General features: G+C 70.3%; 17 protein-coding genes. 10 read left to right on the top strand and 7 right to left on the bottom strand.

From position 1 onward, the window contains the following. Positions 1-2 precede the first annotated feature (2 nt). Entirely contained in the window at positions 3-1,415 is a 1,413-nt protein-coding gene (gene mftF, locus AB0C38_RS07335; RefSeq protein ID WP_360668021.1) for a mycofactocin biosynthesis glycosyltransferase MftF, read from the top strand. Then, on the top strand, positions 1,412-2,605 hold the full coding sequence (mftD, locus tag AB0C38_RS07330) for a pre-mycofactocin synthase MftD (protein WP_360668018.1): 1,194 nt from the start codon (positions 1,412-1,414) through the stop codon (positions 2,603-2,605). Before mftF ends, mftD begins: the two co-directional genes overlap by 4 nt. Positions 2,606-2,608: 3 nt before the next feature. Here the strand turns inward: mftD and AB0C38_RS07325 are convergent, their stop codons facing one another. Continuing rightward, a complete protein-coding gene (locus tag AB0C38_RS07325; protein ID WP_360668015.1) occupies positions 2,609-3,037 on the bottom strand; it encodes a MerR family transcriptional regulator in 429 nt (142 codons plus the stop codon). Positions 3,038-3,074: 37 nt separating this feature from the next. On the opposite strand from AB0C38_RS07325, the gene AB0C38_RS07320 reads away from it, so the two are divergent. Next, the gene (locus AB0C38_RS07320; protein ID WP_360668012.1) at positions 3,075-3,692 is read left to right on the top strand and encodes a methyltransferase domain-containing protein; all 618 of its coding nucleotides are present in this window, start codon (positions 3,075-3,077) and stop codon (positions 3,690-3,692) included. Here AB0C38_RS07320 and AB0C38_RS07315 read toward each other — a convergent pair. Continuing rightward, the gene (locus tag AB0C38_RS07315) at positions 3,679-5,970 is read right to left on the bottom strand and encodes a glycoside hydrolase family 3 N-terminal domain-containing protein (RefSeq protein ID WP_360668009.1); all 2,292 of its coding nucleotides are present in this window, start codon (positions 5,968-5,970) and stop codon (positions 3,679-3,681) included. The two genes, AB0C38_RS07320 and AB0C38_RS07315, sit on opposite strands and share 14 nt — an antisense overlap. A 147-nt stretch (positions 5,971-6,117) precedes the next feature. On the opposite strand from AB0C38_RS07315, the gene AB0C38_RS07310 reads away from it, so the two are divergent. After that, positions 6,118-7,521 (top strand): alpha/beta hydrolase, encoded by a 1,404-nt coding sequence (locus AB0C38_RS07310; RefSeq protein ID WP_360668007.1) that lies wholly within the window; start codon positions 6,118-6,120, stop codon positions 7,519-7,521. A gap of 22 nt (positions 7,522-7,543) precedes the next feature. Here the strand turns inward: AB0C38_RS07310 and AB0C38_RS07305 are convergent, their stop codons facing one another. Further along, positions 7,544-8,335: a serine protease gene (locus tag AB0C38_RS07305; protein WP_360668004.1), complete on the bottom strand. Its 792-nt coding sequence runs from the start codon at positions 8,333-8,335 to the stop codon at positions 7,544-7,546. Positions 8,336-8,585: 250 nt separating this feature from the next. On the opposite strand from AB0C38_RS07305, the gene AB0C38_RS07300 reads away from it, so the two are divergent. Further along, a complete protein-coding gene (locus AB0C38_RS07300; RefSeq protein WP_360668001.1) occupies positions 8,586-9,350 on the top strand; it encodes a polysaccharide lyase family 7 protein in 765 nt (254 codons plus the stop codon). A gap of 43 nt (positions 9,351-9,393) precedes the next feature. On the opposite strand, the gene AB0C38_RS07295 is transcribed toward AB0C38_RS07300, so the two are convergent. From AB0C38_RS07295 to AB0C38_RS07285, 3 genes are all read right to left on the bottom strand, one after another. Then, positions 9,394-10,416, bottom strand: a complete 1,023-nt coding sequence (locus AB0C38_RS07295; protein WP_360667999.1) for an LLM class flavin-dependent oxidoreductase — start codon at positions 10,414-10,416, stop codon at positions 9,394-9,396. 91 nt (positions 10,417-10,507) lie between these two features. Beyond that, on the bottom strand, positions 10,508-11,125 hold the full coding sequence (locus AB0C38_RS07290; RefSeq protein WP_360667996.1) for a hypothetical protein: 618 nt from the start codon (positions 11,123-11,125) through the stop codon (positions 10,508-10,510). A gap of 17 nt (positions 11,126-11,142) precedes the next feature. Continuing rightward, positions 11,143-11,580: a hypothetical protein gene (locus AB0C38_RS07285; protein ID WP_360667993.1), complete on the bottom strand. Its 438-nt coding sequence runs from the start codon at positions 11,578-11,580 to the stop codon at positions 11,143-11,145. A gap of 311 nt (positions 11,581-11,891) precedes the next feature. Here AB0C38_RS07285 and AB0C38_RS07280 point away from each other — a divergent pair, with 311 nt between their 5' ends. Beyond that, entirely contained in the window at positions 11,892-12,344 is a 453-nt protein-coding gene (locus tag AB0C38_RS07280; RefSeq protein WP_360667990.1) for a Fur family transcriptional regulator, read from the top strand. Continuing rightward, entirely contained in the window at positions 12,341-14,572 is a 2,232-nt protein-coding gene (gene katG / locus AB0C38_RS07275) for a catalase/peroxidase HPI (protein ID WP_360667988.1), read from the top strand. Before AB0C38_RS07280 ends, katG begins: the two co-directional genes overlap by 4 nt. Positions 14,573-14,629: 57 nt before the next feature. Here the strand turns inward: katG and AB0C38_RS07270 are convergent, their stop codons facing one another. Further along, on the bottom strand, positions 14,630-19,849 hold the full coding sequence (locus AB0C38_RS07270) for an AAA domain-containing protein (protein ID WP_360667985.1): 5,220 nt from the start codon (positions 19,847-19,849) through the stop codon (positions 14,630-14,632). 389 nt (positions 19,850-20,238) lie between these two features. Between AB0C38_RS07270 and AB0C38_RS07265 the strand changes: the two genes are divergently transcribed. The 3 genes from AB0C38_RS07265 to fxsT are packed head-to-tail and all read left to right on the top strand — an operon-like array spanning position 20,239 to position 26,944. Further along, entirely contained in the window at positions 20,239-21,720 is a 1,482-nt protein-coding gene (locus AB0C38_RS07265) for a hypothetical protein (protein ID WP_360667982.1), read from the top strand. Continuing rightward, a complete protein-coding gene (locus AB0C38_RS07260; RefSeq protein WP_360667979.1) occupies positions 21,717-22,733 on the top strand; it encodes a MoxR family ATPase in 1,017 nt (338 codons plus the stop codon). The genes AB0C38_RS07265 and AB0C38_RS07260 overlap by 4 nt, the downstream gene beginning before the upstream one ends. A 2-nt stretch (positions 22,734-22,735) precedes the next feature. Beyond that, positions 22,736-26,944, top strand: coding sequence for an FxSxx-COOH system tetratricopeptide repeat protein (fxsT, locus tag AB0C38_RS07255; protein ID WP_360667976.1), 4,209 nt, complete (start codon positions 22,736-22,738; stop codon positions 26,942-26,944). Positions 26,945-26,990: the final 46 nt, after the last annotated feature.

The raw sequence follows: 26,990 nt of genomic DNA, 5'->3' as shown, positions 1-26,990 counted from the left end.
CGGTGACCACACCCCTGCCACCAGGCTTCCGGATCACTCTCGACCCGGACACCAAGCAGCTGCGCGATGACCTCTGGTTCGGTGGCTCGCCGGCCCGAGTCCTCCGCCTCACTTCGGCCGGCCAACGAGCCTGGAAAGAATTCGCCGACGGTCCCATCACGTCCCCGGCCGCCGGCGCGCTCGCCCGGCGGCTCACCGACGCCGGCTTCGCGCACCCCATACCGCCCGAACCGGCCGCGCCTGCGGAGCTCACCGTCGTCGTTCCGGTTCTCGACCGGCCTGGGCCCCTTGCGCGCTGCCTGGCGTCGCTCGATGGCACCCACCCCGTGCTTGTCGTCGACGACGGGTCGGAAGACCCTGCCGCGATCGCCGCCATCGCCGCCGCGCACGGGGCGAAACTCGTGCGCCGGGAGGTCAACGGTGGGCCCGGGGCCGCGCGGAACACCGCGCTGGAGCACGTCTCCACCGAGCTGGTGGCCTTTGTGGACAGTGACTGCGTCGCGGCCGGCGACTGGGCCGACCAGCTCGCCGCCCACTTCGCCGACCCCCTGCTCGCCGCCATCGCCCCCCGCGTGCGCGCCTTGGCGGCGGACACCGCCGCCGGGCGGTACACGCGGGCCGTGAGCAGCCTCGACCTCGGTGACCGGCCCGCGCGCGTCGCGCCCCGCACCCGCGTGGCCTACGTCCCGACCGCCGCCCTGGTCGCCCGCCGGTCGGCCTTGACGAAGATCGGCGGGTTCGACCCGGAGCTGCGGGTCGGCGAGGACGTCGACCTCGTCTGGCGGCTGCACGCCGCGGACCACCGGGTCCGGTACGCGCCGGACGTCGACGTCGGCCATCAGGAACCCACGACCTGGCGCGAGCTTCTCGGCCGGCGCGCGCGGTACGGCACGTCCGCCGCCCCGCTCGCGAAGCGCCATCCGGGGAACCTCGCCCCGCTCGTCCTGCATCCGTGGCCGGCCCTGACCGTCGCCGCGGTGCTCGCCCGGCGGCCGCTGCTCGCGTCCGCCGGCTTCGGCGGCGCCCTCCTGACCATGATGAAGACGTTGCGCGCCAACGACATCCCCACCGAAGGCGTGGTCCGCGCGATGGGCACCGCCGTGCACCAGACCTGGCTCGGCGCCGGCCGCTACGGGACGCAGTTCGCCGCGCCGGTCCTCGCCGCGCTCCTCACCCGACGCGGGTGGGGACGCCGCGCCACGGTCGCGTCGCTGCTGCTCGGCCCGCCGCTGACCCGGTGGCTCGCCGATCGGCCGGACCTGGACCCCGTCCGCTACACCGCCGGCGCGCTCGCCGACGACATCGCCTACGGCGCCGGCGTCTGGGCCGGCTGCCTGACCCACCGGACCGCCGTGCCGGTGCTGCCCGAGATCGCCTGGCGCCCACTGCGCGTCGACCGTAAGGAAAAACCATGAGCAACGCCTGGTTCGAGTCCGTCGCGGAAGCCCAGCGGAGGGCGAAGAAGCGCCTCCCCGCGTCCGTCTACTCGGCCCTGATCGCCGGCTCCGAGAAAGGCCTGACGCTCAAGGACAACCTCGACGCCTTCGACGAGCTGACGTTCGCGCCCCGCACGGCCGGACACGCGAGCGAACGCGCGCTCGCCACCACCGTGCTCGGCCGCGAGATCGCGCTGCCGGTGGTCATCTCCCCCACCGGCGTGCAGGCGGTGCACCCGGACGGCGAGGTCGCCGTCGCCCGCGCGGCCGCCGCGCGCGGCACCGCGATGGGCCTGAGCTCCTTCGCCGGCAAGCCGATCGAAGACGTCGTCGCCGCCAACCCCGACACGTTCTTCCAGGTCTACTGGACCGGCAGCCGCGACGACCTCCTCGCCCGGCTGGACCGCGCCCGGCGGGCCGGCGCCGCCGGGCTCATCCTCACGCTCGACTGGTCGTTCTCCCACAGCCGCGACTGGGGCAGCCCGCACATCCCCGAGAAGCTCACCTTCCGCGAGCTGCTGCGGTTCGCACCCGAAGGCCTGGCTCGCCCGCGGTGGCTGCTGGACTACGCGCGCACCCGCCGCCTGCCCGACCTCAGCGTGCCGAACATGGCCGAACCCGGCACGCCGGTCCCGACGTTCTTCGGGGCGTACGGCCAGTGGATGCAGACGCCCCCGCCGTCGTGGGACGACGTGGCCTGGCTGCGCTCGCAGTGGGACGGGCCGTTTCTCCTCAAGGGCGTCATCCGCGTCGACGAGGCCCGGCGCGCGGTCGACGCGGGCGTCAGCGCGATCTCCGTGTCGAACCACGGCGGCAACAACCTCGACGGCACGCCGGCCACGATCCGGGCCCTCCCCGCGATCGCGGACGCCGTCGGCGGCCAGGTGGAAGTCCTGCTCGACGGCGGCATCCGGCGCGGCAGCGACGTCGTCAAGGCGCTCGCCCTCGGCGCCACGGCCGTCCTCATCGGACGCGCGTACCTCTGGGGCCTCGCCGCGAACGGCCAGGCGGGCGTCGAGAACGTCCTCGACGTCCTGCGCAACGGCATCGACTCGACGCTGCTGGCCCTGGGCCACCGCAGCATCCACGATCTGAGCCGCGACGACGTCCGGATCCCGGAGACGTTCACCCGCGCCCTGGGCGCCGACGCGCCGGCCAGGATCCGCTGAGCGTCAGTGCGAGTGGGCCTCTTCCAGCGAGGCCCCCGCCAGGCGCGCCGCGACTCCGCGGCGGAAGTTCGGGCAGTCGTGGACGTCCTCGCGCTCGCACGCCAGACCGTGGGCGATCGCCGTGCGAGCCGCCTGGGCCTGGGCGATGCGCCGGTCGAGTTCGGCGAGCTTGCGTTCGTGCAGCTCGCGCCAGCCCGCCGCGGCCGACGTACGCAGGTCCATGAGCGTCTTCAGTTCGCGCAGGGTGAACCCGACGTCGCGGAAGATCAGGATCTCGCCCACCAGCTCGATGGCCGAAGGCGGGTAACGCCGCTGGCCCGCGACCCGCTCGGGTGCCGGGAGCAGGCCCAGCTCCTCCCAGTACCGCAGCGCGGAAGTGGCCACACCGGTGCGGTGGGCCAGCTCGCCGATCGTCAGGAGTTCCTCGGGCATTTGACTTCGAGCGTACTTGAAGCCGTTGACTCGCGGCATGGCGATGGCAGGGCTCAAGCAGCGCATGATCACGCAGTTCCACCACCCGCACGGCCTCGGCGGGCGCGTGGCCGGATGGGTGATGGCCCACCGGAGTTCGAACCGGCGGCGCAACGTCTGGGTGGTCGAACTGCTGGACGTCCAGCCCGAGGACCGCGTGCTCGAAGTGGGTTTCGGCCCCGGGATCGCCCTCGGCGAGCTGGCCGCCCGCGCCACCCGCGGCCGTGTCTACGGCGTCGACCACTCCGCGGTCATGGTCGAGCGAGCGGGCCGGCGCAACCGCGCCGCGGCGGACCGGATCGAGCTGTTCCCAGCCCCGGTGGACCGGCTGCCGTCGTTCGGCGAACCGCTCGACGCCGTCCTCGCCGTGAACTCGTCGGGCTTCTGGCCCGATCCCCCGCAGCGCCTGCGCGAGCTGCGGAGCCTGCTGCGCCCCGGCGGCCGCATCGCGCTCGCGTCCCAGCCGCGGTGCCCCGGCGCGAACCGGGACACCACGACCAGGGCCGCGGGCGAACTCCAGGACCTGCTCACGCAGGCGGGGTTCACCGACCTGCGGGTGGAGACCCTCGACCTCGATCCGCCGGTCGCCTGCGTGCTCGGCGTCAACCCACGGTGAAGCTCGCGGTCAGCGTGGCCGCCGAACTGGTGCCCACGTAGACCTCGATCTTGCCCGGCTCGACGCGGAACTTCGCGGCGTTGTCGTAGAAGCCGACGTCGTCCGGGGTCAGGGTGAACGACACCGTCTTCGAGGCACCCGCCGCCAAGGTCACCCGCTGGAACCCGCGCAGCCGCCGGACGGGCTGCACGATGGTGGCGACCGGATCGCGCAGGTACAGCTGGACGACCTCGTCGCCCGCGCGGCCGCCCGTGTTCGTCACCCTCGCACTCACCTGGATCCGGCCGCCCCGAGTGGACAATCGGGTGTCCGAAAGCCGCAGGCCGTCGACGCGGAACGTCGTGTACGACAGGCCGTGGCCGAACTCGTAGAGCGGGCCGGTCTCCAGGTCGAGGTACTTCGACGTGTACTTGTTGGCCGGATCCGCGGGCCGTCCGGTGTTCTCGTGGTTGTAGTAGATCGGGACCTGACCGACCGCGCGCGGGAAGCTCACCGGCAGCTTGCCGCCCGGGTTGACCGTGCCGAACAGGACGTCGGCCACGGCGTGCCCGCCCTGGACGCCCGGGGCCCACGCCTCGAGGATCGCGGGCGCGTCGGCGTGCACGGACGCGATCGTCAACGGCCGGCCGTTGACCAGCACCACCACGAACGGCTTCCCGGTCTCCTTGATCGCGGCCACCAACTGCTGCTGGACCCCGGGAAGGTCGATGGTGCTGCGCGCCGCCGCTTCGCCGCTCATGGCGGCGGTTTCCCCGACCACGACGACGGTCACGTCGGCCGCGCGGGCGGCCTGCTGCGCGGCGGCGAACCCGCTGGTGTCGGTCCCGTCGACGGTGCAGCCGGCCGTGTAGGTCACCGCGGCCCCCGGCGCCGCGGCCTTGATCCCGTCGACCACCGTCACCGGCGGGGTCGTGCCCGCGCCGGTGCCCAGGCCCGACCAGGTGCCGTTGAGGTCGTAGGTCGCCGTGCCGAGCGGGCCGACCACGGCCACCTTGCCGACGGACTTGGCCAGCGGCAGCACCGGCCCGTCGTTCTTCAGCAGCACCATGCACCGCCCGGCGGCCTGCCGCGACGCGGCGAGCGCGACGGGTGAAGGCACCTTCACCTCGCCGGCTTCGTCGACGTACGGGCGTTCGAAGAGGCCCAGCTTGACCTTGACCAGCAGGATCCGGCGGACGGCGTCGTCGATCTGGTCGCGGGTGATCCGCCGCTGGGCCAGCAGCTGTTCCCCGAACTTGACGTAGTTGGTGCTGACCATCTCCATGTCGACCCCGGCCGGCAGCGCAGCGGCCGCGGCGTCCGCGCCGTCGCCGGCGAGGCCGTGGTTGATCAGCTCTTCGATGCCGGTGTAGTCGCTGACGACGAACCCGCGGAAGCCGTACGCGCCCTTGAGGACGTCGTGCACGACGTAGCCGTTGCCGTGCGCGGGGACACCGCTGATCGTGTTGAAGCTGGCCATCACGGTCGCGACCCCGGCCTCGACGGCCGCCTTGAACGGCGGCAGGTAGAGGTTGTGCAGGCGCTGCAGCGAGACGTCGACGGTGTTGTAGTCGCGGCCGCCTTCCGCGCCGCCGTAGGCGACGAAGTGCTTGGCGCACGCGGCGAGGCGGTCCGGTGACGAGTAGTCGCCGCCCTGGTAGCCGCGGACCTTCGCCACGGCCATCTGCGAAGCCAGATAAGGATCTTCGCCGTTCCCTTCGGCGATGCGCCCCCAGCGCGGCTCGTGGGTCACGTCCATCATCGGCGCGTAGGTCCAGTGGATGCCGCTGCGCCGGGCCTCCTTCGCCGAGACCGTCGCGTCGGCGGCCGGCACGCCGGGGTCGAAGCTCGCGCCCTGGGCCAGCGGGATCGGGAAGTTCGTGGTGTACCCGTGGATCACGTCGAGGCCGAAGATCAGTGGGATCCGCAACCGCGTCTGCTCGACGGCGATCTTCTGCAACGCGTTGAGCTTCGCGGCGCCCACGACCGAGAAGACACCGCCGAGCTGCCCGGTCGCCAGCGACGTCCGCGCGAGGTCTTCGGTGCCGACCAGCTGGAGCTGCCCGAGCTTCTCGGCGAGGGTCATCTTCTTCAGCAGGTCCTCGACCCGCGGGTTCCGTTCGGGCCGGGCGGCGGGGTCCGCCGCGGCGGACGGGGCGAGCGCCGTGGCGACTCCCCCGGCGGCGAGGAGACCGCCGACTCCGGCGAGCAGGCTTCGCCGGTTGACGCCGTCGGCGGACGGCGAAGCGACTGCGTGGTTATCGGGGTGGCTCTCGAGGTGGCTCTCGGGCTGTTCCATGGCGGGGACCCTTTCGCGAGAGAACGAGGGCGACAGCATAAGCACGATCGCCGCCCGCCGAACGGTTGGTTTTTCCTTCCCGCGAACGCTTGTGGTCCCGCGCCGGGCGTCCTACGGTCGATCCGGACCGACACGTGAGGGGGCGCCGTGCGGGCGTTCGGAGCTGTCCTGGCAAGCGCTCTCCTGCTGACCGGCGCGACCCCCGCCCTCGCGGACGTGGCTTGGTCGCCGTCCCCGATCGCCTGGACGACGTGTCCGGACGACCCGGACAACCCCGGCGTTCCCGACGGGGAGTGCGGCACGCTCCGGGTGCCGCTCGACTGGGACCGGACGTGGGGGCCGTCGATCGGCCTCGCGGTGGCCCGGCACCTGGCCACCGACCCCGCCCACCGCCTCGGCGTCCTGCTGGCCGACGCCGGCGGCCCGGGCTCGTCCGGCGCGGAGATCGCGCTTTCCCCCGGCTACTTCAGCCCGGAGCTCCGGGACCGGTTCGACGTCGTGGGTTTCGACCTGCGCGGGACCGGCAACAGCGGGTTCATCGACTGCGAGATCCCGCCCGGCGCGCCCGACAACGAGCCCGCCGACCGGGCGCGGTTCGAAGCTCTGCGCGCGTACAACCGGCAGGTGGTCGCGGATTGCCGCGCCCGGCACCGGCCGATCTTCGACCACGCCGACACCGCCGCCAACGCGCGCGACCTGGACGCGGTCCGCCGCGCGCTCGGCGAGGACGAGATCAGCTTCCACGGCGCCTCCTACGGCACGCTGCTCGGCCAGCAGTACGCCGAGCGGTACGGGGACCACGTCCGCGCGATGGTGCTGGACGGCGTCATCGACCACAGCGTCGATCTCGGCCACTTCGTCGGCGACCGGGCCGCCGCCGTGGACGAGCTGTTCGGGCAGTTCACCGCGTGGTGCGAACGGACGGTGACCTGCGCGCTGCACGGCCGGGACATCCTGGCGACCTGGCGCCGGGCCCAGGTCGCGGCCGACGGGATGCCGTTCCCTCACAACTGGCTGCGCGACCAGGTGTACAACGACATGCGCGTTCCGGACTGGGACGACGTGGGCCGGGTGATCGCCGACACCGCGGCCGGCAGCCCGCCGATGCGGGCCGAGTTCGTCCCCAACTACCCGTCGATCCGCCTGGCCGTCGTCTGCCAGGACTTCGACCTGCGCATGCCGACCTTCGCGCGGTATTCGGCGATGCACGCCGAGGAGCTGCGCCGGTCGCCGATCATGCGTGGCAGCACGATCGGCCACGACGAAGCCACCGCCTGCCTCGGCGTCGCCGGCCCGCCCGCGAACCCGCCGCACCGGCTGGACATCTCGCGAGCGCCGCGGATCCTGCTGCTCAGCAGCCGCTACGACCCCGCGACGCCGTACACCTGGGCGGTGAACGTCCACCGCCAGGCACCGGCGAACACGACGCTGCTGACCTACGAAGGCTCCGGGCACGGGGCCTACCGGCGCACCCCGTGCACCCGGGCGGCGGTGGACGGCTACCTGCTGACGCTGAAGACATCCCGCCACGACTTCAGCTGTCCGGCCTGAGCCACCGCCGCCGGAGTCCGGCTCAGCCGAGGTGCGAGCTGATCACCGAGTAGTCGTTGCCGACGTTGGTGTACACGCCCGGGAAGTCCTTGCGCGCACAGCCTTCGCCCCACGAGACGATGCCGGCGAGCTTGCCGTCGACGTAGGCGGGGCCGCCCGAGTCGCCCTGGCAGGAGTCCTTGCCGCCTTCGGGCACGCCCGCGCAGAACATCGACGCCTTGTCGTAGGTCGAGCTGCCCGCGCTGTACTTCTCCGCGCAGGTGTCGTTGTCCGCCACCGGCACCGACACCTTGAGCAGCGTGTCGGAGACGTCGCCGCCCTCCGACGTCGTGCCCCAGCCGACCACCGTGACGTCCTTGCCCGCCTGGTAGGCGGCGTCGTCGGCTGACTGCACCAGCGTGGCCGGCTCGTACGGCAGGTCCTTGTCGAGCGTCAGCACCGAGTTGTCGTGCTGCATCCCGCTCATGGTGAAGTCCGGGTTCTGCCAGACGTCGCTCACCCCGGCCTTCGCACCGGAGGTGTCGCTGAACTTCGTCTGGCCGCCGATGATCTCCATCTGCGATGCCTCGACGCCGTCGGTGCAGTGCGCGGCGGTCAGCACCTTGTTCTTCGCGACCAGGGTGCCGGCGCAGTGCTGCGCACCGTTGACGTTGAAGATCACGGTGGCCGGGAACTCGTCGATCGTGGTCGGCGTGCCGCCCACGATTCGCGGGTCACCAGCCGACGCACCGGGTGCGGCGACAACGGCGAAGGCCGCGGCCGTGGCGAGGGCCCGTGCGGCCCGCCGGACCACGGAACGTCCGTCTACCTGCATGAACATCTCCCTTCGGGGACCTGGAAGGTGGTACCCGGGAGCAGACCAGACCGGCCGTGGTCGCGGTTAGCTACGAAAGTCGCTTCCTGACCATTTGACGACGATGGTTGGTTTTTGTCCGACACGAGTGGCGAGCCGGCGGCATACGCGGTAGCGGCTGTCAATCCTTGACATCATGCCGATGCCGTCTTAACGTTTTCACACGCCGCCGAGTTGTCCAGACCATTTATCCCGTGAAAGGACATCCTCGATGCGCGTGCGTTCCCTGCTCGTCCTGCTGGCGGTGCCGGCCCTGATCGCCGGATCAGCCCTCCCCGCGCAGGCGGCCGACCCCTCCGTCGCCCCGGGTGGCAACTTCGACCTGGGAATCTGGCAGCTGCAGGAGCCGGTCGGCTCCCCCGGGTCGCCGACCACCATCTCCTCGTCCCGCCTCAAGGGCGCGAACGGCTTCCAGGACAGCTACTTCTACACCGACACCCGGGACGGCGCGATGACGTTCTGGGCGCCGGAAAAGGGCGTCACCACCCCGAACTCGAACTACGCGCGGTCCGAGCTGCGCGAGATGAACCGCGACGGCTCGGCCGCGAACTGGTCGCTGAGCGGGTCGCACAAGCTGAGCGCGACGCTGCGCGTGGTGTCGGTGACGTCGAACGTGTGCGTCGGCCAGGTCCACCTCGGCACCGGCGGGTCGTCGACGAAACCGTTGCTGGAGCTGTACTACCGGTCCAGCGGCGACATCGTGCTGGGCACGGAGAACTCCCCCGACGGCGGCCAGACGTCGCACACCGTCGGGCACGTGGCGGTCGGCAAGACCTGGACCTACACGATCGGGATCTCCGGCGGCAACACCATCGACCTGACGGTCAACGGCAGCACCACCCACTACTCGATCCCGTCGTCGTTCAAGGCGTACAAGCAGTACTTCAAGGCGGGCTCGTACAACCAGTCCTCGTCGAGCAGCACGACCAAGGGCGCGCGGGTCGGGTTCTACGGCCTGACCGTCTCCCACAGCTGACCGGTCCGGCCCGGTGGCCGCCACCACCAGGCCGGCGGCCGGCTCAGCGCCAGCCCAGCTCCGGGGCGACGTGCGTCAGGATGCTCTCCAGCACGTGGACGTTGTAGTCGACGCCGAGCTGGTTCGGGATGGTCAGCAGCAGGGTGTCCGCGGCCTGGACCGCCTCGTCCTCCTTCAGCTCCCGCACCAGCTCGTCCGGCTCGGCGGCGTACGAGCGCCCGAAGATCGCCCGGGTGTTCTCGTCGATCATGCCGACCTGGTCACGCGAGCTGCGGTCCCGGCCGAAGTACGCGCGGTCCTGGTCGTTCGTCAGCGCGAAGATGCTGCGGCTGACCGACACGCGCGGCTCGCGCGCGTGCCCCGCTTCCGTCCACGCCTCCCGGTAGGCCTCGATCTGCTTGCGCTGCTGGACGTGCAGCGGCTCGCCCGTCTCGTCGTCCTTGAGCGTCGAGCTCTGGAGGTTCATGCCGAGCTTCGCGGCCCAGACGGCGGTCGCGTTCGAGCTCGAACCCCACCAGATGCGCTCGCGCAGGCCCTCGGAGTGCGGCTCGAGCCGCAGCAGCCCGGGCGGGTTGGCGAACATCGGCCGCGGGTTCGGCTGCGCGAAGCCGTCACCCTCGAGCAGCTTGAGGAAGACCTCGACGCGCTCCCGGGCCATGTCCGCGTCGGTCTCGCCGTCGGCGGGGGCGTACCCGAAGTAGCGCCAGCCCTCGATCACCTGCTCGGGGGAGCCCCGGCTCACGCCGAGCTGCAGCCGGCCGCGCGAGATGAGGTCGGCGGCGCCGGCGTCCTCGACCATGTACAGCGGGTTCTCGTAGCGCATGTCGATCACGCCGGTACCGATCTCGATCTTCGAGGTGCGCGCGCCGATCGCCGAGAGCAGCGGGAACGGGCTGCCCGCCTGCCGCGCGAAGTGGTGCACGCGGAAGTACGCGCCGTCGACGCCGAGCTCCTCGGCCGCGACCGCCAGGTCGATCGACTGGTGCAGGAAGTCCGCGGCGGACCGGGTCTCGGAGTGCGGGCTCGCCGACCAGTGGCCGAACGAAAGGAAGCCAATCTTCTTCACACCCACCCCAGCGTCCGGCGCCCGGGAATGATTCCCGGGGTGCGCGAACCGGCCGCCGCCGGACCCCTCGCCCGGCGGCGGCCGGGGGAGCTCAGCCGCAGTGCTCGGCGCGCTCCTGGTCGGTCATCGGCGCGGTGTGCTGCGTGATGTCCCCGGTCGAGCCGGGCACCGGGCCGTCCGCGTCGAAGTCCTGGTACCAGATGTAGTGGTCGTAGAACTTGTCCGGGAAATGCATTTCGTAGGTGCCGTGCACCTTCTGCATCTTCGGCGCGCGTTCCACCCAGCCCTTTTCCCCGGGCCGGACGTCGACGTTGGTCGCCTGCCCTTCGGTGTGCGACGACTCCCACGTGTGCTGGTACGACGTCTCGATCGAAACCTTGAACACTTCCGAGAATCCGTATTCGGCCGAAAGGGAAACGCCGAAGCTGTTCGACTCCCCGGTCGTGTCGGACCAGTTCACCGTGCTGCGCTGCAGGTCGCCGGTGCAGTTGAAGGCCGCTTCGCCGACCTGGTGCCCGGCCCCGGTGTGCTCCTCCGGCGGGCCGGCCGGGTGGAACACGCACGAGTCCGTGCCGTTGTTGCACTTGTCGAGCAGTTCCCGGGCGGTGGGCTGGCCGTCGGCCGACGCGCCGGGGGCCGTGAGGACGAGGCCGGCGGCGGTCAGCAGGCCGAGGCCCGCCGCCGTCCACGCGGTGCGCTTGCTGGTCATGGTGGTCACTCCTTCGCTCAGCTGAAACCGATGGACTGGGTGCGGTCGTCCATGAAGGACCCCACGTTGCCGGTGTTCTCCTTGAACGGGCCGTCCCGGTCGCCGCCGAGGTTCGGCTCCGGGTAGAGCCAGACCCAGCAGTCACCCCACGGCTGCACGGAACTGATCTTGTTCTTCCAGTCGTCGCCGAGGTCGAACTGCCAGTTGACCCAGCCGTCCTTCTTGCACAGTTCGGGTCCGGTGATCGTCAGCGAGTTCCCCGTGTAGTCGGGACCGTCGAAGAAGGTGCCCTGCACGACCTGGCCGGCTTCCTGCTCGACGGCCGCCGAGCGCTGCGTGCCCGAAGAACAGTGCTGCACACCGGTCACCGAATTCAGCACGCAATGCCGGGTCGTCGCCGCCGCGGTCGCCGGAACGGCGCCGAGCAGGCTCATCGACGAAGCCGCGGCCGCCATCGTCAGAACAGTTCTGGTCCAATTCCGCGCCATTGTGAAATCCTTTCATGGAATGCGAAGTGATCTTCTCCATCGAAAGTACGACGGCACCCCCGGGTAATGCGCGCGCGTTGCCCCTCGACACAGCGGGGTCTGCCCCATTCCCCCGCGGGCCCCGGCGCCGCCGTGCGGACCACTCGGCGGCGCGGTACAGTACGCCGTCCCGGTGACAGGGTGCCGCCGAACCTGTCACCCTCGGTGACACGATCATGAAAATTCCCCCCGCCGTAACTTGACTCATTCCAGACAAGCGCCCTAGGGTGGCCGTCGTGATGACCGACTTCGAGGCGCAGCTGCGGGCGGTCTCGTTGCGGGTGACGCGGCCGAGACTGGCCGTGCTCACCGCGCTGCACGACCACCCGCACGTCGACACCGAGACGGTGATCGCGCTGGTGCGGGCCGAGCACCCGACGGTGTCGCACCAGACGATCTACGACGTCCTGCGGGCGCTGACCGACACCGGCCTGGTGCGGCGCATCCAGCCCGCGGGCGCGACCGCCCGGTACGAGTCCCGGGTCGGGGACAACCACCACCACGTCGTGTGCCGCACCTGCGGTGCCATCGCGGACGTCGAGTGCGCCGTCGGCCACACCCCGTGCCTGACCGCTTCGGACGACCACGGCTTCGTGATCGACGAAGCGGAGGTCGTCTACTGGGGCACCTGCCCCGGCTGCGCGGCCGACCCGAACCTCCCCATGATTGCCGCCTCGGAAGGAAGTAGATGAGCAACACCCAGGACAACGCCGGTTGCCCGGTCGCGCACGACTCGGTGACCGCGCACGGCAGCGAGAGCGAGAACCCGGCGATCGACGCCCCGTCCGTGAAGACGGGTGGCCGTCCGCGCACCAACAAGGACTGGTGGCCCAACCAGCTCGACCTGACGGTGCTGCACGCGCACTCGGCGAAGAGCAACCCGCTGGGCGAGAAGTTCGCCTACGCCAAGGAGTTCGCGAAGCTCGACGTCGAGGCCCTCAAGCAGGACATCGCCGGCGTCCTCACCACGTCGCAGGACTGGTGGCCGGCGGACTTCGGCCACTACGGCGGCCTGATGATCCGGATGAGCTGGCACTCCGCGGGCACCTACCGCATCCACGACGGCCGCGGCGGCGCCGGTGACGGCGGGCAGCGCTTCGCGCCGCTGAACAGCTGGCCCGACAACGCCAACCTCGACAAGGCGCGCCGCCTGCTGTGGCCGGTCAAGCAGAAGTACGGCCAGAAGATCTCGTGGGCCGACCTGCTGGTGCTGGCCGGCAACGTCGCGCTGGAGTCGATGGGCTTCGAGACCTTCGGCTTCGGCTTCGGCCGCGTCGACACCTGGGAGCCCGAAGAGATCTTCTGGGGCACCGAAGAGGACTGGCTGGGTGAAGACCGCTACGCGACCGACACCGAGATGGTGCCCGACCTCGGCGCGACCGAGATGGGCCTCATCTACGTCAACCCCGAGGGCCCCCGCGGCAGCGCGGACTTCGAGGCGGCGGCCCACTTCATCCGGGAGACCTTCGCCCGGATGGCGATGAACGACGAGGAGACCGTCGCCCTCATCGCCGGCGGCCACACCTTCGGCAAGACCCACGGCGCCGGTGTCGCCGACGACCACGTCGGCCCGGAGCCCGAGGGCGAGCGGCTGGAGTCGCAGGGCCTCGGCTGGCTGAGCACCCACGGCAGCGGCAAGGGCGCGGACGCGATCACCAGTGGCCTCGAGGTGACGTGGACGGACAAGCCGACCGAGTGGAGCAACCGCTTCTTCGAGATCCTCTTCGGCTACGAGTGGGAGCTCACGACGAGCCCCGGCGGCGGCAAGCAGTACGTCGCCAAGGACGCGCCGGAGATCATCCCGGACGCGTACGACCCGAACAAGAAGCACAAGCCGACCATGCTCACGACGGACCTGTCGCTGCGCTTCGACCCGGTCTACGGCCCGATCTCCCGCCGGTTCCTGGAGCACCCGGACGAGTTCGCGTTGGCGTTCGCCAAGGCGTGGTACAAGCTGCTGCACCGCGACATGGGCCCGGCCAGCCGGTTCCTGGGCCCGTGGGTCGCCGAGCCGCAGCTGTGGCAGGACCCGGTGCCGGCCGTCGAGGGTGACCTCGTGGGCGACGCCGACATCGCCGCCCTCAAGGCGAAGGTGCTCGAGTCCGGCCTCACGACCGCGCAGCTGGTCGGCACGGCGTGGGCGTCGGCCGCGAGCTTCCGCTCCACCGACAAGCGCGGTGGCGCGAACGGCGCCCGGATCCGCCTCGAGCCGCAGCGGAGCTGGGAAGTCAACCAGCCCGAGCAGCTCACGACGGTCCTTTCGGCCCTCGAAGGCATCCAGCGCGAGTTCAACGAGGCCGGCGGCGCGAAGATCTCGCTGGCCGACCTGATCGTCCTGGCGGGTTCGGCGGCCGTCGAGAAGGCGGCGCGCGACGCCGGCGTCGAGACGACCGTGCCGTTCCACCCGGGCCGCACGGACGCGACCGAGGACCAGACGGACACGGACTCGTTCAAGGTGCTCGAGCCGCGCGCCGACGGGTTCCGCAACTACCTGCGGACGGGCGAGAAGCAGCAGCCGGAGAAGCTCCTGGTCGACCGCGCGTACATGCTGAGCCTGACGGCCCCGGAGATGACGGTCCTGGTCGGTGGCCTGCGAGCCCTGGGCACGGGCGGTTCTTCGCACGGCGTCCTGACGGACCGGCCGGGCGCGCTCACGAACGACTTCTTCGCGAACCTGCTCTCGCCGGGCACGCGCTGGAAGGCGTCGGAGTCCGAGGAGAACGTGTACGAGATCCTGGACGCGTCGACGGACAAGCTGAAGTGGACCGCCACGGCGGTCGACCTGGTGTTCGGAGCGAACTCCCAGCTGCGGGCACTGGCCGAGGTGTACGCAAGCGAGGACGCGCGCGAGAAGTTCGTGTCGGACTTCGTGGCGGCTTGGACGAAGGTCATGGAGCTGGACCGGTTCGATCTGGACTGATGGTGCATTGCTGACGGGCCCGGCTGATTCTTCGGATCGGCTGGGCCCGTTCGTTCGTCAGGACCGGGTAGCCCGCACCGCGGCGAAACGAATCTTGACGTTGTCGGTGAGACGCTTGAGGCCGAGCAGTTCCAGTACTGCCCGCTGCAGCGCCTCCTCACCGAGGTTCCCATCCCGTTCCGTGACGTAGTCGAACAGTGCTGCCAGTTCGCTCGGAGGGACCTCGTCGAAGGACCGGGGTCCCAACAAACGCAGGCGTACCTCCGGCTGGTCGGGTAGCCGGTACGTGCGCGGCTTGATCCCGCGCTCACTGAGGGGATTGTCCTCGACGAGCTGCCCCTCGCGGACCGCCTGTGCGATCGCTTTGTTCACCTCGCTCGCGACCAGCTTGGTGACCCGCACGGCGCCGGACGCCCGGACGTAGGCGGTCTGCAGCCGACCGCCCAGCACCGGCCCCTCGGCCTCGACGATGCGCACGAGACCGTCCAGCAATTCCGTCCGTGACGCGGGGCCCACCTGAATCACCGTGCCGTCGAAATGGCCGTAAGCTGCGAGCAGCGAGGCCGCGGTCGCAGACACCGGCGCCTCTGCCTTTGTGAATTTCGAGTCGTCCTCCTGCTCCAGGACTTCCAGTTCAGGCGCTCCCACGATGGCCACCACGCGTTCCGACGCCACGCCCAAAGGCTCGGTCGCCGCCGATACGGCCACGACCTGCTGGAGAGCGACCGGCTCGATCGTGTCCGGTTCGGACCCGACCGGTTCCGGCACGCCCTCGAGCCGCGGGATGAGCACGGGCTCGACTTCCGGCAGACGTGGCTCAGCGGCAGAAGGGTCATCGGCGTCCGGAGCCCATCCCGACGGATGGATGTCGAGTTCCTGCAACGTCTCCCACAACCGGGCCAGAACCGCCGGCCGGTCGGCATAGAACTCCGACTCACGGATGCGGAAGAATCGCCATCCACACCGCTCGAGGTCACGTTGCCGAGCGAGATCGCGCTCGTAGGCCTCCGGCCCATGCCACGCGTCGCCGTCGCATTCGACCGCCAGCCGCGCCTTACGACCGACGACCACCAGGTCGATCCGGTAGCCCTCAGCCGGGAACTGGGGAACGACGCTGTACCCGCGGTCCACGAGGCGGTTGAACACGCGCTGTTCGAACAACGAATCGAAGGGCTCCACCTTCTGGTCTTCGTGTACGGCGGTGTGCCTCGCGTCGTCGACGCCCTCCGTGCGCCCGGACCACGCGTAGCAGTAGTCCAGCAGCTGGAAGCGCATGTCCTCCGGGTTGCCGAGGTCGGACAGGCGCAGGGAGTGGAACACCCACATCTGGTCCTTGGCACGCGAAGCAGCGACGTTGAACCGCTGGACGTACATGTCCTGGGTCAGCGAGCCGATCCGCTTCCCGGGCTCCGGCGCCTTCACCATCGACAGGAACATCACGTCGCGCTCCGAGCCCTGGAAATCCGCCGAGTCGCCGCACCGCAGCTCGCGTGCCTTCCACTCCTCGGGCTGGATGCGTTCCAGCAAAAGCTTCTCGATCCTCCTCGCCTGGGCACGGCCGAGCAACGACACGACACCGAAGGTGAGCCCGTCGTACCGAGGATCAGTGACGCACTTTTCGATCCGATCGACGATGGCGTCCGCTTCCACCGGATTCACCTTGTCGGTCACGCCGCGCTCGTAGCCGTCCTCGAGCAACACCGCCTTGATCGGCTCCAGGCGATCCGCCCCGTACTGGCGCACCGGCACCAGCCGGATGCCGTCGGGCTCATAGGCGATCCGATTGGAGAAGCCGATGATCTCGGGCACGCAGCGCCGGTGCTCGACCAAGGTGGTCATACCCTCGAAGCGCATCTTCGCCTCGTCGAAGAGGCTGCGCTTGGGATCCTGCCACGACGCCCGGTACGGGTCGTCCCACAAGTACTGCTCGGCGAGATCACGCAGTTGCTGTTGGTCGGTGCCCACTGCCGAGGGCGAAACCTGCTTGTCGTCGCCAATCACCACGATCTTGGGCGCGAGGTACTGGAGGAACGTCGCTTCCAGACCCGCTTGCGACGCCTCGTCGACGATCACGACGTCGAACATGTCCGGTTGGACGCGGAACTGTTCGGCGATCCGGTAGACCGGCATGATCCAGACGGGAACCGCGGGGCGGCAGCGGTCCATCGCTGCTTTGATGTCGGCCCGGCGTTTGTCCGCGTACATGCCGGTGCCCTTGCCGAGCAGCTTGACCAGCTGGGCGTACTGGAGGAGATCGGCGCGGGCCTTGCCGGACAGCCGCTCCGGCGAAACGGCGTGTCCCCAAGCGCGTTCGGCGGCCAGCCTCTCGACTCGGCCACGCAGCTGTGCCTCGACCTCCAGCACCTCGGTCTGCAGGGCGTTCACGTCCTCGCCGGTGCGTCCGAGAACCCAGGCTTGCACCGCGGCCCAGGCCCATGCCGCGTCCCAGTCCGCCAGCCTGTTCACCCATGCGGGGTCGCGGGAATCCGCCGACACAGCCTCGTACACACCGGGCAGCGAGTCCGCCAAGGCCGCCGCGATCTCATCGCGACGTCGCGCCAGCCCGGCGACCTCGATCAGCCGGACCAGCCGGTGGCGGGCAACCGCGTACCGCTCGTGGCTGCGCTCCTCCACGGCGGCCGCCAGGTCCTTCACACACGGAGCGGCGTCCGCCCACCGCGCCACGTCGCCGACGGTCCGGGCAAGTTCCAGCAACGGCGATGTGGCGGCCGTCCGGGCGTCGGACACGGCCGCAGCGTCGACAAGCCGCGCGTAAGTCTGAACGGCGTCGAGATCGGTCCAGTTCGGGCGCGGGAGCCCCAGGCCCGCCAGGCCGCGTTCCTCGGTCTCGAGGGTCTCCCCCAGCGCCAGAACGCGGCGCAACTGCGCCAGTTCGGTCACGTGCCACTGCAGTCGTTCGCTCAGTGTGTCTTCCACGGGAATCCGCACCGAGTCCGGCCACGCCCGGTCCAGCGCGTCGAGGGTCCGCGACGCCTCGGCCCAGGTCAGGAAAAGGTCGAGCTGGTCCGCTCCGGTCGGTGGCACACCGTTGACCCGCACCGCCTGGAACAGGGGTTGTGCCTGTTTGACGGCCTTGGCGGCGAACGCTCCCGTTTTGGGTGACCCATCCGGATTCGTCTTGAGTGCGTTGCCGCCTCCGACGTGCGCACGCAGCGCCTTGGCCAAGCCGACGAGCGCACCCATGTCTGCGGGGCCGACCTGCACGTCGGTGAGCGGGCCCAAGCGAGTCACCAGAGGGCCGGCGTAACCGATGAGCTGAACGATCTGGTCCGCCCGCGACCGCCAGTGGTTGGCTCGCCCGGCAAGCACGTCGGCCAGCGAATCGTTGATCCACGCTTCACGCCGGCGTGACAGTTCCTCAGCCCCTCGTGCGAACCCGTTGAGCCGCTGTCGCAGCACGGTTCGCGTCGACAGGTCCAGTCGCCGCACGCCCTCGAACGCGGCGTGGCGGGTGAGGGCGCGGTGACTTTCCTCGGCCGAAATGGCCTGCCGCTCGGCTGTGACCAGCGACGAGAACACCTCAGGGATGGGCACATCGACCAGGGGAATCAGCCGAAGCTGGGACTCGGGCTCATCGCCCACCAGTTCGTCGTCCAGGACACTCCGGTACCACTCGACGAGCTGGCCGGCGGGAATCGGGGAAGGACCGACGACGCTCGGGGAAATCAGTTCGGCGACCCAGCCGAACCGGTCCTGCTCCGATTCGATTCGCTGCGCGATGGCGGCGAGCGTGCCACGGTAGTCGCCGATTTCGAACTCGACAACCTCCTCTCCTCGCGCGTCGAGCAGGCGCCGGTACAACGCGGCACGTCGCAAGCGGAGTTCCTCGATCGTCGTGAGCTGGTCATCGACGACCCGGCGGGCGGCCGCCGCGTCGTATTCGCCGGCCACGTGGCTGATCCGCTCCACGGCGACCTTGAGATCCGCCAGGTCGGAGCGCGAGGAGCCGACTACCGAGACGGCCAGCGGTGCGATCGCCCGTGGGAGCTTCGTCCGCACCTCCTTGAGAGCGCGATCCGTGTGCGCGGTCACCAGCACGCGCTTGCCCTGCGCGAGCAGGTGGGATAGCAGGGCCGCGACAGTGTGGGTCTTGCCGGTTCCCGGTGGGCCTTGGACCAGGGTCTGCGCCTTCGCGTCGACCTGGCTGAGCACGCGCAACTGCCGTTCGTTGACCGGCAGCGGCAGGAACGGGTCCGTGTCGACCTCCACCAGCGCTCCCGGCTCAGGTGAACGTTCCGAGGCCGGCCGGTGGTCGGGATCGACGAGCGGGAGCAGGCCGTCCGGAACGACACCAGACTCACCGAGCTGGTCGGCGACCGAGTCGAGGATGTCAACGATCCCCTGCGTCGAACGCCTGCGCAGGATCAGGGCGGGAGCGAACGCCGCGACGGCGTGCGCGCCCGGCTTCTGCGGCTCGTCCTCGTCGAGATAGGCGGCGTCACTGTCGAGGGCATTCACCAGACGGCGCAGTACGCCGCCCACGCTTTCGCGGTGCACGACGGAGGCGTCGAACTCGCGAGCTTCGTTTCTGATTTGGACGACGTGCGGCGGATTGGCCACACGGCCGGGATCGAGCATCTCCAGTTCGACGGTCAAACCGGCCGAGACCTCGGTCTGGTGGACGGTCAGCCGTCCATTGGCGTCGTCGAAGTGGATCATGGCGGGGACTGTTACGAGGTGCCGCCGGACGACGTAGTCACCTGGCGGCGCCCACGACAGGCAGCCCACTCCGACGACCAGTTCGAGTTCTTCGGCGTGCCCGGTCGCGGTGACGTACGCGGCGAAGAGCTCGTTGTAGACGTTTCGCGCCGGTCGGTCGATGCGCTCGTGTTCGGCCCAGACGGCCCAAGCAGCTTCCCATTCGGCATGGGCGTCGCGGATTCCCGGCGCATCATCGATGGAGGTGCAGCGCTCTCCCCCGGCCAGTGATTCACGCAGCGTCGGCGGCGTGACCGGGTCGTCCCATTCGCCGTCCAGCCAAGATTCCAGCTGCACTTCGGGTTCCGGGGCCTCGTGATGCGCGACCCGCTCGATCGTCAGCAGAGCAGCGGAGTCATCTGCGTTGGCGGAGCGGATGGCGGGATGCTCGGGCAAGCGCCCGAACCACAGCACGGACTCGTAGCTGTCGGTGGTGCGAGGCGGGTTGGACTTGAGTTGCTGGCTCCGTGCGAGGAACCGGAACAACCGCACCGCTCGATCGACCGCAGCACTCCGCTGTGCTGAAGCAGCGCCATCGTTTGCCACTGCCGCCCCCATTTCTTCACCGCCGAACAGACCATCGTGCTCATCGTTTCGGACGCGCCTGGCGATACGACCGACATCACACCGTTACAAAATGCGCTCCGAAACCACTCGGACGTGAGCGCGGCCGACGTCGGGTCCGCCCCGGGAAACTCACGGAGCTGCTCAGCGACGGGCATCCTCTGTGTCTCATGAAAGTGTGACTCAAACCGCCGTGATCAGCGGTGCAGCCTCGGACGGCTACCCTCTCGGAGGCACTTCGCCGTGCGGCAAAGCAGATGATCACGTCCAACCCGTCCGGCCGCTCGCAATAGGCCGTCCGGTTGAGATAGCACCTCAGCGGTTGTCCCGGTGGCCACTACTGGGATATCCCGTTACTTCCGGAGGGTGCGGGAGGGGGCTGGGTGACGTCGTGGAACGGCTCTGACCACCCGAGCTCCCTGGCGTTCCTCATCGACTGCCTGGAGCAGATCCCCTCCCTGCGCGACCCCGGCAGCCGGCGCCTCTGCCTGGAACTCCTGGCCGATCACCTCGGGATGCAGCTGGTCGTCGAGGAGCTGCCGACCACCCGGGCCTGCCTGATCGGCATCGTCCAGGCCTGCCGGCGGCAGCACCCTCGGGCGCTCGGGGCCTTCGTCGACGCCGTCGAGCAGATGGAGCCCGGGTCGATTCCCGTGCAACGCGCGCGGGCCGCCGTCGAGGACATGGCCGCGCTCGATCTCGTCACCGAGTTCGATCGGCAGGAGCTGCTGAACCTTCTCGGCGAGAACCCCAGCAGCCGGCTGGCCGAGCTCGTCCGCGCCGCCGCCGGGCCCGCCGCCGAGCTGACCTCGGCCGACCATCGTCCCGCCGACGCGCTGGCCACGCTCGAACGGATGAACGCGCAGCCGGACGGGATCCCGCCGCTGCTGCTGTTCGTCGAGTATCTCGCGGCCGCCGCCGGTGACCAGCGCGCCGAAGGCCTGCGCGACTGGAACGACCGCCAGGCCGCGCGGCTGGGCGTGACCGAGCAGATCAACACCGTCCGGCTGGCGCAGGCCACCGAACCCGCGACGCCGGAGGAGGTTGTCGCCTACCTCGTCGTCCGCATCGAACCGGACCTCCTCGACACCGGCCTGCTCGTCGTCGTGCACTGGCGGCACAACGATCCGACCGGCTGGCGGCCGCGCCGGAGCGAGCCGTTCACCGGCGACCTCGACGCCGTCCGCGCGCACGTCGCCGACCTGGTCGCCGCGGCCGAGACCGGCTGGGCCAAGGACGCCACCGCGATCCGGATCGAGTTCCTGCTCCCGTATTCGCTGCTGAGCCTGCCCGTGGACCAGTGGGACCTGGAGGCGGGCAGCTCACTGCCGCGCCCGCTGGGCCTGCACTACCAGGTGGTCGTCCGCAGCCTCGACCGCGCGCGCTCGCCCCGCTGGCACCGGGAGTGGCGCCGGCGGTGGGACCTGCTCAAGAAGGTGCCCGCCGGCCTGACGACGCCCGAAGAGCACTGGCTGTGGAGCGACGGCGCGAAACGGCGGCACCTGACCGCGCTCGACGCGAAACTGGCCGAGCAGAAGAAGGTCCTGTCACTCGTGCTGCGTTCGGTGCCCGACAGCGCCGATCCCGGCGAGGTGCTGGTCGGGGTGAGGACCGGGATCCCGGTGATGATCTGGCACCGCACCGAAGCCGCCCGCTCCGCGTTCGAGGCGGAGATCAAGTCCCTGCGCGACTTCCTGCCCGAGCTCGTCGAACACCTGCGCCTGCTGCGCAGCCGGGCCCGCCAGGCGGCCCGGCCCGATTCCCACGTGGGCAGCCGGGTGTCGCTCCTGTGGGACGACCCGGACAGACCCGTCGAGCCGCAGGAACCGCCCGCGGCCCCGATCGAGGAGGTGCCCGCCCGATGAGCGGAGCCGAGATCCCGCCATGGTGCGTCTACCGCGGTCACGGGCTGCCGCCACCGGCCGGTGAGGACGCCCCCGAGCTGCCCGCCCCGCCCAGCTGGCGGACCTTCGACGGCGGACCCGCACTGCCGGTCCCGCCGGTGGCCGACGCCGAGTTCGTCCGCCGCCTCGGGGTGCCGGCCGTGGCCTCGGCGCGCGACGCGACGCTCGAGGAGATCCTGACCGTGAACGCCGCGTTGTACCTGCGGCGGCCGCTGCTGGTCACCGGCAACCCCGGCACCGGGAAGTCCAGCCTGGCCTACAAGATCGCGCGGGAGCTGGGACTGGGGCCGGTGCTGCGCTGGCCGATCAGCAGCCGCACGATCTCCCGCGACGGGCAGTGGACCTACGACGCCATCGGCCGCGTCCAGGCCGCGGCCACCGAAGAGGGCGCGGACATCGGCGGGTTCGTCCGCCTCGGCCCGCTCGGCACCGCCCTGCTCCCCTACGACCGGCCGCGAGTCCTCCTGATCGACGAGCTCGACAAGTCCGACATCGACCTGCCCAACGATCTCCTGGCGGTGTTCGAGGACGGCGACTTCGAGATCCAGCCCCTGGCCCGGATCGCCGCCACCCAGCCCGAAGTCACCGTGTTCACGCACGACCGCGGCGGCCGGGCGACAGTGCGCGAAGGACACGTGCAGTGCCGCGCGTTCCCGGTCGTGGTGGTGACGAGCAACGGCGAACGGGACTTCCCGCCCGCGTTCCTGCGCCGCTGCCTGCGGCTCGACATGCCGCAGCCCGGCTTCGAAGAGCTCGTGAGCATGGTCGCCGCGCACTTCCGCGACGTGCCGGCCCGCAGCGACGACCTGATCCACGAGTTCCTCACCAGCAGCGGACAGGAAGGCGGCCTCGCCAACGACCAGCTGCTCAACGCCCTGCACCTGACGACCTCGGGCGCGCACCAGCACGACGCGAACTGGGAGGTGCTGCGCGACACCCTGTGGCGGCGGCTCAACGTCCGGGGAACGGACTGAGCGTGGCCGACCCGGTCGACCGCCTCGCCACCGAGGCACTCAGCGCGGACGAGATCGCCGACGCGGTCTGGCTCGCCGCCCGCATCGCGGCGAGCGAACCGCCGCGCGCGGAAACGGAACCGGCGCCGCGTCCCGAACGCCCGCCGCCGCCCCCGCCCGACCCGGAACCCGAGCCGGAACCCGAGCCGTCGCCGGAACCCCGCGTCGAACACCCGCCGCCGGGCCGCCCGGACCCGGCCCGGCCGGCCGACCACCCGGAACCGGCCCCGCTCCCCCTCGAACCGGTCCCGGTGCGGCCGCGCGCACGGAGGCCCCCGGCGACACCGCCCGCCCGCACGGTGCCGCCGAGCCTGCCCAAAGGACTGGCGAAGGCACTGCGACCCTTGAACCGTCTCGTCCGGTTGAAAGACCACACCGAACTCGACGAGGAAGAAACCGCCATCGCCGCGGCGGAAACCAAAGTCTGGTTACCGGTGCACCGGCCTTCCCGAGGCCACCCGTTCGAGGTCGTCCTGGTCGTCGACCGCGGTTCTTCGATGGTGCTCTGGGAACGCACTTCCCGCGCCTTTCGCGCCCTGCTGGAAAGGCAGGGCGCGTTTTCCGACGTCAAGACGGTTTCGGTGGACACTGACGATTCCGTCGTGCGGTCCGTGGAAACTGCACCGGGCGCCGGGTGCGAGCCCGCGCAATTGGCCGACCCCACCGGGCGGCGCGTCATCGTCGTGCTCAGCGACGGCGTCGGCCCCGCGTGGCGCAGCGGGTCGATGTTCGAGGTCCTGTCGCTGTGGGCCAAGACGTGCCAGGTGACGCTCTTCCACCCGCTGCCGGCCGAACGCTGGAACTGGACAGGCGTGCGCGTGGTGTCACAGGCGGTGCGCGGAGTCCGGCCCGGCACCCCGAACCCGATTCCGGTGCTGGAGCTGGAACCCCGACACGTGCACCGCTGGGCCGAACTGATCTCCGGCACGTCCGGGATCCGCCTTCCGGTGCTGGTCCCGCCGTCCGACGAAGACCTCGCGCACGACTCGGAGCAGGCGGAAGAACCACCGTCGCCCGCGGAAAGACTCGACCAGTTCCTCGCCACGGGCACCTCGCCCGCGATCCGGCTGGCCGGGCTGCTCGCCGCGGCCCCGCTCACGCTGCGCGTGATGCAGGCGGTGCACGGCACCCTGATGCCCCAGGCCCGGCCCGCGCACCTGGCCGAGGTCCAGCTGGGCCGGTTGCTGCACCGCGTCCCCGTGAATCCGGACGGCGAAAGCCCCGTCGAATACGACTTCGCCCCGGGACTGCGGAGACGGCTGCTGGCGCTGGTGTCGCGCGCGGACACCGCACGGGTCCAGCGGGTGGTCGAAGACGTCCTGGGTCCGCAAGAGCCCGCGGTGGCGAATCTGCGCGGTGCGCTCGCCGCTCCGGACGACGCCACTCTACCGGTGGTTACGTCCCGAACTGAACCGCTGTTGACTGTTCAACGTGACGTTCTGAGAGCCCTGTCGGGACCGTACACCCGGAGGGCGAACCGATTGGGTGATGCCTTGGAACGGTTTCGGGAGTCTCGTAACGATGCCGGGGCGGGGACGACTTCACCTTCCCAAGGCCTAGAAACAAGACTAGGCAAGCATCCGGTAGGGTCCGACCCGCAAACTGAACCGATCAACCCTCGAGGGATCTCAGTGACGACCACGCGTTCGGAGCCGGGCACTGAGCTCCGCCACTCCGGCCAGCAGCCCGCCGTCTGGGGCGGAGTTCCGCTGCGCAACGTCAACTTCATCGGACGCGGGGACATCCTTCGGGCGTTGCACGGTGAACTCTCCAAGTCAACCCGTACGGCTGTACTGCCGGGTGCGCTGCACGGGATGGGGGGTATCGGCAAATCCCAGATCGCCGTGGAATACGTCTACCGGCACGCCGAAGAATACGACCTGATCTGGTGGATCCCCTCGGAGAACCCGTCGGAAATCCAGGCGTCGCTGGTGAAACTGGCGAAGCGCCTCGATCTTCCCGTGGAGCAGTCCGTGGACACCGCGGTGCCCGCCGTGCTGGAGGCGCTGGGCAGCGGCGAACCGTATCGCCGCTGGCTGCTGGTGTTCGACAACGCCGACCGGACCGAGGACGTCCGCAAGTTCTGGCCGCGGCGCGGTGAGGGCCACATCCTCGTGACGTCCCGGAACCCGCAGTGGTCCGAGGTTTCGCAGGCCGTCGAGGTGGACGTCTTCCGGCGGTCGGAAAGCCGGGAACTGCTGCAGCGGCGCAACCACGACCTCGCCGACGAAGACGCCGACCGGTTGGCCACCGTGCTGGGCGACCTGCCGCTGGCCGTCGAGCAGGCCGCGGCCTGGCGCGCCGAAACCGGCATGGCGACCGACGAGTACCTGGAACTGTTCGAGAACAAGCGCACCGAACTGCTCCAGTCCCGGCCGCCGGCGGACTACGACGTCGCGGTCGAAGCCGCGTGGAACGTTTCGCTGGACAGGCTGCGCGAAGAGAACCCCGGCGCGCTGGAACTGCTCGAAGTGTGCGCCTTCTTTTCGCCGGAACCCATTCCGCGGGCGATGTTCAGCGGTGTCCGCAACGTCCCGACCTCCGAGGCGCTCGAGCAGACCCTGGGCGATCCGATCCAGCTGGGCCGCGCGATCCGCGAGATCAACCGCTACAGCCTCGCCAAGATCGACCACCGCAGCGACACGCTTCAGCTGCACCGCCTCGTGCAGCTGGTGCTGCGCAACAAACTCGGGCCGGACGACCAGGAGCGGGTGCGCCACACCGCCCACCTGCTGCTCGCCAACCGTGACCCGAAGCAGCCCGACTCGGTGGAGTACTGGTCGCGCTACGCCGACCTGCTGCCGCACATCCGGGCTGTCGACGCCCGCAACTGCACCGACCGCTGGGTGCGCCGGATGGCGATCAACGCGGTCAACTACCTCTTCGCCTTCGGTGACCCGGCGGGCGCCCTGGAGATGGCTCAGGACTACGCGCAGTTCTGGAACGAAAAGCTCGGCGAGAAACACCCCGACACGCTCGTCGTCTCACGCTGGTGGGGACGCATGCTCCGGGCGCTCGGCCGGTTCGAAGAAGGCCGCACCGTCGCGGAGCGGACCTTGGCGCTGATGCAGGAAACGCTGGGCGAAACGCACGAAGAAACGCTGCTCACCATGCACGGTGTCGCCTCGGACCTGCGGGCCAAGGGCGATTTCGAGCGGGCGCGCCAAATGAACGAGTTCGCCTACCTGAGCGCGCTGGACCGCTTCGGCGACGAAGACCCGGACACGCTCGCCGCGGCCAACAACTACGCGCTCAGCCTGCGGCTGGTCGGCGACTTCGCCGCGGCTCGCGACCTGGACGAGCGGACGGCGCAGCGCAAGCAGACCGTCCTGGGCCCGGACCACCGGCACACGCTGCTGACCCTGGACAACTGGTCGGTCGACCTGCGCGAGACGGGCGACTACCTGCGAGCGCGCCGGGAGCAGGAAGACACCGTCCGCCGGATGCGGTCGCAGCTGGGCGGCCGGCACCCGATGACCCTGGCGGCCATCAAGAACCTCGCGATCGCCTACCGCAAGGCGGGTCTGCACCGCGACAAGAAGGCGCTCACCCTGGCCATGGAGGCCACCGACGGCCTGGTCACCAAGTACGGGGAATCCCATCCCGACGCGATGTCCGCGACGATGGACCTCTCGATCGAGCACCGCCAGGACGGCAACCTCGCCGAGGCGCGGCGGCTCGGCGACCACGTCAAGGGCCTCTACGAAGCGAGCTGGGGCGAGAAGCACCCGTTCAGCGTGGCCGCCGCGACCAACCTCGCGGTCACGTTGCGCCTCCTCGGCTCGGTCGCTCAGGCGCGCGAACTGGGCGAACGAGCGCTGGCCGACATGACCGAAGCGCTCGGCGAAGATCACCCGTTCACGTTGGTCTGCGCGACGAACCACGCGAGCGACCTCGCCGAGTCGGGCGACTACGACGGCGCCTACGCACTCGACCAGGCGACCCTCGAACGCTCCGAGCGCGTGCTCGGCGCGGACCACCCGTCGACGTTGGCGCTCCTGGTCAACCAGGCACTCGACCTGCGCGGGCTCGGGCGCGGCGAAGAAGCGGACAGCCTCCAGCTGAACGCCGTGCAGCGGCTGCGCCAGGTCCTCGGCTCGGAGCACCCGGCGACCGCGGACGCGCAGTTCAACCACCGCGCCAACTGCGACATCGACCCGATGCAGATCTGAGTCGGCCAGCACGATGACCTCCGGCCGGGAAACCGGCCGGAGGTCT

The sequence above is a fragment of the Amycolatopsis sp. NPDC048633 genome, from assembly GCF_040650695.1.
Taxonomy (GTDB): domain Bacteria; phylum Actinomycetota; class Actinomycetes; order Mycobacteriales; family Pseudonocardiaceae; genus Amycolatopsis.
This window is presented reverse-complemented; position numbering and strand designations above follow the sequence as displayed.

Coding starts and splice junctions, on each gene's coding strand:
- mftD (WP_360668018.1), top strand. CDS start 1,412: ATGAGCAACGCCTGGTTCGAGTCCGTCGCGGAAGCCCAGCGGAGGGCG.
- AB0C38_RS07325 (WP_360668015.1), bottom strand. CDS start 3,037: ATGCCCGAGGAACTCCTGACGATCGGCGAGCTGGCCCACCGCACCGGT.
- AB0C38_RS07320 (WP_360668012.1), top strand. CDS start 3,075: ATGGCGATGGCAGGGCTCAAGCAGCGCATGATCACGCAGTTCCACCAC.
- AB0C38_RS07315 (WP_360668009.1), bottom strand. CDS start 5,970: ATGGAACAGCCCGAGAGCCACCTCGAGAGCCACCCCGATAACCACGCA.
- AB0C38_RS07305 (WP_360668004.1), bottom strand. CDS start 8,335: ATGCAGGTAGACGGACGTTCCGTGGTCCGGCGGGCCGCACGGGCCCTC.
- AB0C38_RS07300 (WP_360668001.1), top strand. CDS start 8,586: ATGCGCGTGCGTTCCCTGCTCGTCCTGCTGGCGGTGCCGGCCCTGATC.
- AB0C38_RS07290 (WP_360667996.1), bottom strand. CDS start 11,125: ATGACCAGCAAGCGCACCGCGTGGACGGCGGCGGGCCTCGGCCTGCTG.
- AB0C38_RS07285 (WP_360667993.1), bottom strand. CDS start 11,580: ATGGCGGCCGCGGCTTCGTCGATGAGCCTGCTCGGCGCCGTTCCGGCG.
- AB0C38_RS07280 (WP_360667990.1), top strand. CDS start 11,892: ATGACCGACTTCGAGGCGCAGCTGCGGGCGGTCTCGTTGCGGGTGACG.
- katG (WP_360667988.1), top strand. CDS start 12,341: ATGAGCAACACCCAGGACAACGCCGGTTGCCCGGTCGCGCACGACTCG.
- AB0C38_RS07270 (WP_360667985.1), bottom strand. CDS start 19,849: ATGGGGGCGGCAGTGGCAAACGATGGCGCTGCTTCAGCACAGCGGAGT.
- AB0C38_RS07260 (WP_360667979.1), top strand. CDS start 21,717: ATGAGCGGAGCCGAGATCCCGCCATGGTGCGTCTACCGCGGTCACGGG.